General features: G+C 56.0%; 2 tRNA genes and 3 rRNA genes. All 5 read right to left on the reverse strand.

Features of this window, described 5'->3' with window-relative positions:
• Positions 1-56 precede the first annotated feature (56 nt).
• Positions 57-173, reverse strand: a 5S ribosomal RNA gene (gene rrf, locus KY501_RS52580).
• A 167-nt stretch (positions 174-340) separates the two neighbouring features.
• Positions 341-3,308, reverse strand: a 23S ribosomal RNA gene (locus KY501_RS52585).
• A gap of 270 nt (positions 3,309-3,578) precedes the next feature.
• Positions 3,579-3,651: transfer RNA gene (locus KY501_RS52590), tRNA-Ala, on the reverse strand.
• Between the two features lie 82 nt (positions 3,652-3,733).
• Positions 3,734-3,810: transfer RNA gene (locus KY501_RS52595), tRNA-Ile, on the reverse strand.
• 203 nt (positions 3,811-4,013) lie between these two features.
• A 16S ribosomal RNA gene (locus KY501_RS52600) occupies positions 4,014-5,549 on the reverse strand.
• Together the 16S, 23S and 5S rRNA genes with 2 tRNA genes alongside form the textbook arrangement of a ribosomal RNA operon.
• Positions 5,550-5,949 lie beyond the last annotated feature (400 nt).

Here is a 5,949-nt window from a genome sequence, read left to right on the forward strand (position 1 = left end):
AAAAAAGAAACGCCCCTGGAGCCCAGTGAAGGGCGCCAGGGGCGCAAGAGAAAAAAATCCGGCAGCGACCTACTCTCCCACGCGGTTTCCCGCGGAGTACCATCGGCTCTGGAGGGCTTAACTTCCGTGTTCGGGATGGGAACGGGTGTGACCCCTCCGATATAGCCACCGGAAAAATGGTGACAAGCAACATACGAAGGCAGAAAGGATTGCTGCTGAGAAGAGAAGCTGGTGCCGTGATTCTCTCGGGCCAGTGCCGCCACTTGGGGGCGCACCGGGCCTCGATCTTGGCCTCGAATCCCTTACTCCCCCTGTGAAGGGAGCGTGCAAGAGATGAGGATAAAGTAAGCCGCACGAGCAATTAGTACCGGTTAGCTCAACGCGTTACCGCGCTTACACACCCGGCCTATCAACGTCGTAGTCTTCGACGGCTCTTCAGGGGCTTGCGCCCGGGATACCTGGTCTTGAGGTCGGTTTCCCGCTTAGATGCTTTCAGCGGTTATCCAATCGACACATGGCTACCCAGCGATACCACTGGCGTGATAACTGGTACACCAGAGGTGTCTCCAACCCGGTCCTCTCGTACTAAGGTCAGAGCCTCTCAAGTATCCTACGCCCACAGCAGATAGGGACCAAACTGTCTCACGACGTTTTGAACCCAGCTCGCGTACCGCTTTAATTGGCGAACAGCCAAACCCTTGGGACCTGCTCCAGCCCCAGGATGCGATGAGCCGACATCGAGGTGCCAAACCTCCCCGTCGATGTGAACTCTTGGGGGAGATAAGCCTGTTATCCCCGGAGTACCTTTTATCCGTTGAGCGATGGCCCTTCCATACAGGACCACCGGATCACTATGACCTGCTTTCGCACCTGCTCGAGATGTCTCTCTCGCAGTCAAGCTCCCTTATGCCATTGCACTCGACGCCCGGTTTCCAATCGGGCTGAGGGAACCATCGCGCGCCTCCGTTACTCTTTGGGAGGCGACCGCCCCAGTCAAACTACCCACCAGACAGTGTCCCAGTCCCGGCTGACGGGACATGGTTAGACACCAGAAATCAACAGGGTGGTATTTCACCGTTGCCTCCACCGAACCTAGCGGCCCGGCTTCAAAGGCTCCCACCTATCCTACACAGTCAATCCCTAGTGTCACTGTCAAGTTGTAGTAAAGGTTCACGGGGTCTTTCCGTCTTGCTGCGGGTAAACTGCATCGGCACAGCTATTTCAATTTCGCTGAGTCCCTCTCCGAGACAGCGCGGAAGTCGTTACTCCATTCGTGCAGGTCGGAACTTACCCGACAAGGAATTTCGCTACCTTAGGACCGTTATAGTTACGGCCGCCGTTTACTGGGGCTTCGGATCATCGCTTCGCCTTGCGGCTGACGAATCCCCTTAACCTTCCAGCACCGGGCAGGAGTCAGACCCTATACGTCGGCTTGTCGCCTTCGCAGAGTCCTGTGTTTTTGGTAAACAGTCGCTACCGCCATTTCTCTGCAACCTCTCTCGGCTTCGGTTGTACACCTACACCTACCAGAGGCCCACCTTCTTCCGAAGTTACGGTGGAAATTTGCCTAGTTCCTTGGAGGAGAGTTCTCTCAAGCGCCTTAGGATTTTCTCCTCACCCACCTGTGTCGGTTTACGGTACGGACACCCTCTAAGCTCCCTACGGGACTTTTCTTGGAAGCGTGGCATCAACGACTTACCCCTTGCGGGGCGCCATGGGGTCTCGGGGATAGCTGCCACGCCTTTAATCGTACGTGACACCCCTACACCTTTGGACCAGTACAACCACCACCTGGCTCGTCTAGCCTTCTCCGTCCTCCCTTAGTTCAACGCTTAAAAGATGGCGCAGGAATATTAACCTGCTTCCCATCATCTACGCCTTTCGGCCTCGACTTAGGCTCCGGCTAACCCTGGGAAGATTAACTTGACCCAGGAAACCTTGGGTTTACGGCGAGGGGGTTTCTCACCCCCTTTATCGCTACTCATTTCGGCATCAGCACTTCCAACCGCTCCAGCAGCCCTTACGGTCTACCTTCGCTGCAGTTGGGACGCTCCCCTACCACCATGCAAGTCAAAACCTGCATGATCCGAAGCTTCGGCACCAGTCTTGAGCCCCGTTACATTTTCGGCGCGGCCTGTCTTGACCAGTGAGCTATTACGCTTTCTTTAAAGGATGGCTGCTTCTAAGCCAACCTCCTGGTTGTCAATGACCTGCCACATCCTTTCTAGTGTTCACTTAGACTAGATTTGGGGGCCTTAGCTGTCGGTCTGGGTTATTCCCCTCTTGCCAATGGACGTTATCACCCACTGACTGCTTCCCGAGATAACAGTTGTCGGCATTCGGAGTTTGGTACGGTTTGGTAATCTGGTGAGACCCCTAGCCGTTCCAGTGCTCTACCTCCGACACTGAATTACTCGAGACGATACCTAAATATCTTTCGGGGAGAACCAGCTATCACGGAGTTTGATTGGCCTTTCACCCCTACACACAGCTCATCCCAGAGATTTTCAACTCTCATGAGTTCGGACCTCCATGCGGTGTTACCCGCACTTCATCCTGGCCATGTGTAGATCACCCCGCTTCGGGTTATAATACACGCAACTCGTCGCCCATTTCGGACTCGCTTTCGCTCCGGCTCCACCTAACGGCTTAGCCTCGCTACGTACATTAAGTCGCCGAATCATGATGCAAAAGGTACGCCCTCGCACTGGGTTGCCCCGTAGTGCTCGGACTGCTTGTAGACATGTGGTTTCAGGTTCTTTTGACTCCCCTCACCGGGGTTCTTTTCACCTTTCCCTCGCGGTACTTGTCCACTATCGGTCGCTCAGTAGTATTTAGCCTTACCGGATGGTCCCGGCAGATTCAGACAGGATTGCACGTGTCCCGTCTTACTTGGGTACCCCGCTCGGCCTCAGTTCGTTTTCGCGTACGCGACTATCACGCTCTCTGGTCAGCCTTTCCAGGCTGTTCCGCTAACAAACCAAGGTCCTACCGCGGACCCGCAACCCCGAAGCCACTTGCGTGGATTCGGTTTAGGCTGTTCCCGGTTCGCTCGCCACTACTACGGGAATCACTCGTTGTTTTCTTTTCCTCAGGGTACTGAGATGTTTCACTTCCCCTGGTTCGCTCTTTCCACCCTATGAATTCAGATGGAAGTAACGCAGCTATTCGCCGCGCTGGGTTTCCCCATTCGGACATCTCCGGATCAACGCTCGGTTGACAGCTCCCCGAAGCTTTTCGCAGCCACCCGCGTCCTTCATCGCCTCTGAGCACCTAGGCATCCACCACACGCCCTTAGTAGCTTACTTACCCTGATCTCTCGTCTTCACGCCCACCTCCCGGCGGGATTGTCGAAACTCGAGACCAAGATCCAGGCCCCCGCTCTTCGCGGCGAGCCCGAAAGAATCACTTGCTTGATGCTGACTCCCTGCTGAAGGTTCACGCCTCTCGGCGGTTACCCTCTCCCTGGGAGTCAACTTGAGAACTTCTCTTGACTCAGCAGAAATCTTTAATTCTGCCTTCGTATGCACTTGTCAAAGAACGCTTCCCTTCCACCTGGCGGTGGAGAGGAAAACTTGTGGAGCTGATCGGGATCGAACCGACGACATCCAGCTTGCAAAGCTGGCGCTCTCCCAGCTGAGCTACAGCCCCTCGAGGCCCTACATACTGCCACGAAACCTTGGGGGAAGCCATGTGCTGGCGGCGTCACCGCATCCTCTCCGTTGAGAGGAGTTGGTGGGCCTAGGTGGACTTGAACCACCGACCTCGCGCTTATCAGGCGCGCGCTCTAGCCAGCTGAGCTATAGGCCCAGAGAGGCTGGCTGCGCTAAGCGGGAGAACCCGATTGTCAGCATCCAGAGTGTCAAAGAACCGAGCCAAGCTCGGCCCTTCAAAACCAAATAGCAAACCCTTATGACGATTGCGTAGCTCTTGACCTAGTTGACCACGGCGGCCGAAGCCGCCTGGTGCACCCTGCGCTGCTCGAGGCAGTGCCGTGCACCCGGTCTCCTTAGAAAGGAGGTGATCCAGCCGCAGGTTCCCCTACGGCTACCTTGTTACGACTTCACCCCAGTTACCGATCACTCCTTGGGCACCTCTTGGTGAGGTGACTTCTGGAGCAATCGACTCCCATGGTGTGACGGGCGGTGTGTACAAGGCCCGGGAACGTATTCACCGCAGCGTGCTGATCTGCGATTACTAGCGATTCCGCCTTCATGGAGTCGAGTTGCAGACTCCAATCTGAACTGAGACCGGTTTTCTACGATTGGCTCCCCCTCGCGGGTTTGCAGCGTTCTGTACCGGCCATTGTAGCACGTGTGTAGCCCTGGTCATAAAGGCCATGAGGACTTGACGTCATCCCCACCTTCCTCCGGTTTAACACCGGCAGTCCCTCTAGAGATCTCCTTGCGGAGCAACTAAAGGCGAGGGTTGCGCTCGTTGCGGGACTTAACCCAACATCTCACGACACGAGCTGACGACAGCCATGCAGCACCTGTCTCTCGGTTCCCTTGCGGGCACCCTCTCATCTCTGAAAGGTTCCGAGGATGTCAAGACCAGGTAAGGTTCTGCGCGTTGCGTCGAATTAAACCACATGCTCCACCGCTTGTGCGGGCCCCCGTCAATTCCTTTGAGTTTTAGTCTTGCGACCGTACTTCCCAGGCGGAGAACTTAATGCGTTAGCTACGGCACCGCGGGGGTCAACTCCCACGACACCTAGTTCTCATCGTTTACGGCGTGGACTACCAGGGTATCTAATCCTGTTTGCTCCCCACGCTTTCGCGTCTCAGCGTCAGTTACCGTCCAGGTGGCCGCCTTCGCCACCGGTGTTCCTCCCCATATCTACGAATTTCACCTCTACTTGGGGAATTCCGCCACCCTCTCCGGCACTCAAGCTCTGCAGTTTCGGGCGCACTTCCTCAGTTGAGCTGAGGGCTTTCACACCCGACTTGCAAAGCCGCCTACACGCGCTTTACGCCCAATAATTCCGAACAACGCTTGCACCCTCTGTATTACCGCGGCTGCTGGCACAGAGTTAGCCGGTGCTTCTTCTCCCGGTACCGTCAAACCTGAAGATGTTAGCTTCAGGGTTTTCGTCCCGGTCGAAAGTGCTTTACAATCCGAAGACCTTCATCACACACGCGGCGTTGCTGCGTCAGGCTTTCGCCCATTGCGCAAAATTCCCCACTGCTGCCTCCCGTAGGAGTCTGGACCGTGTCTCAGTTCCAGTGTGGCTGATCGTCCTCTCAGACCAGCTACCCGTCGTCGCCTTGGTGGGCCATTACCCCGCCAACTAGCTGATGGGCCGCGGGCTCATCTAGAAGTGATAGCTTGTATACAGAGGCCACCTTTTCCCTCAGGGACCGAAGTCCCCGTGGGCTTATCGAGTATTAGCCAATCTTTCGACTGGTTATCCTCATCTTCTAGGCAGATTACCCACGTGTTACGCACCCGTGCGCCGCTCTACTAGGATTGCTCCATTCGCGCTCGACTTGCATGTGTTAGGCACGCCGCCAGCGTTCGTTCTGAGCCAGGATCAAACTCTCCAATTGTATTCTGTTGAGTTGAACTGGCGTCAGCCTGGCTTCCGGCTAAGGAAAGCCTGGCTCGCTGTTCGTGGCACCCCGGCTGCCGCTCTCGCGACGGCTCTTAGGGCACCTTAGAAATTGACTGCGAAGCTTCCGCAATCGTCTACTTCTTGGGCTTGCTATTTGGTTTTCAAAGACCGAGCCGCTTGTACTGCCTCACGGCTTTGTGCTAGCGTCCCGATTCTCATCGGGTTTCCCCTCAACCGCGGGGGCGATTCTTTTATTCGAGGCCGCCGGGCTTGTCAACTTCGCCCTTTCGGCTTCGTCCTCTTCCGCAGCTCCGGACTCCAGTGAGTCCTTTCTGCTTCTTGAGGAGGGGCGCGGCTTCTACTTCGTTTCCGCCCGCCCTGTCAACCGGTTTCGG

This window comes from Hyalangium versicolor, assembly GCF_020103695.1.
In the GTDB taxonomy this organism is placed as follows: Bacteria; Myxococcota; Myxococcia; order Myxococcales; family Myxococcaceae; genus Hyalangium; species Hyalangium versicolor.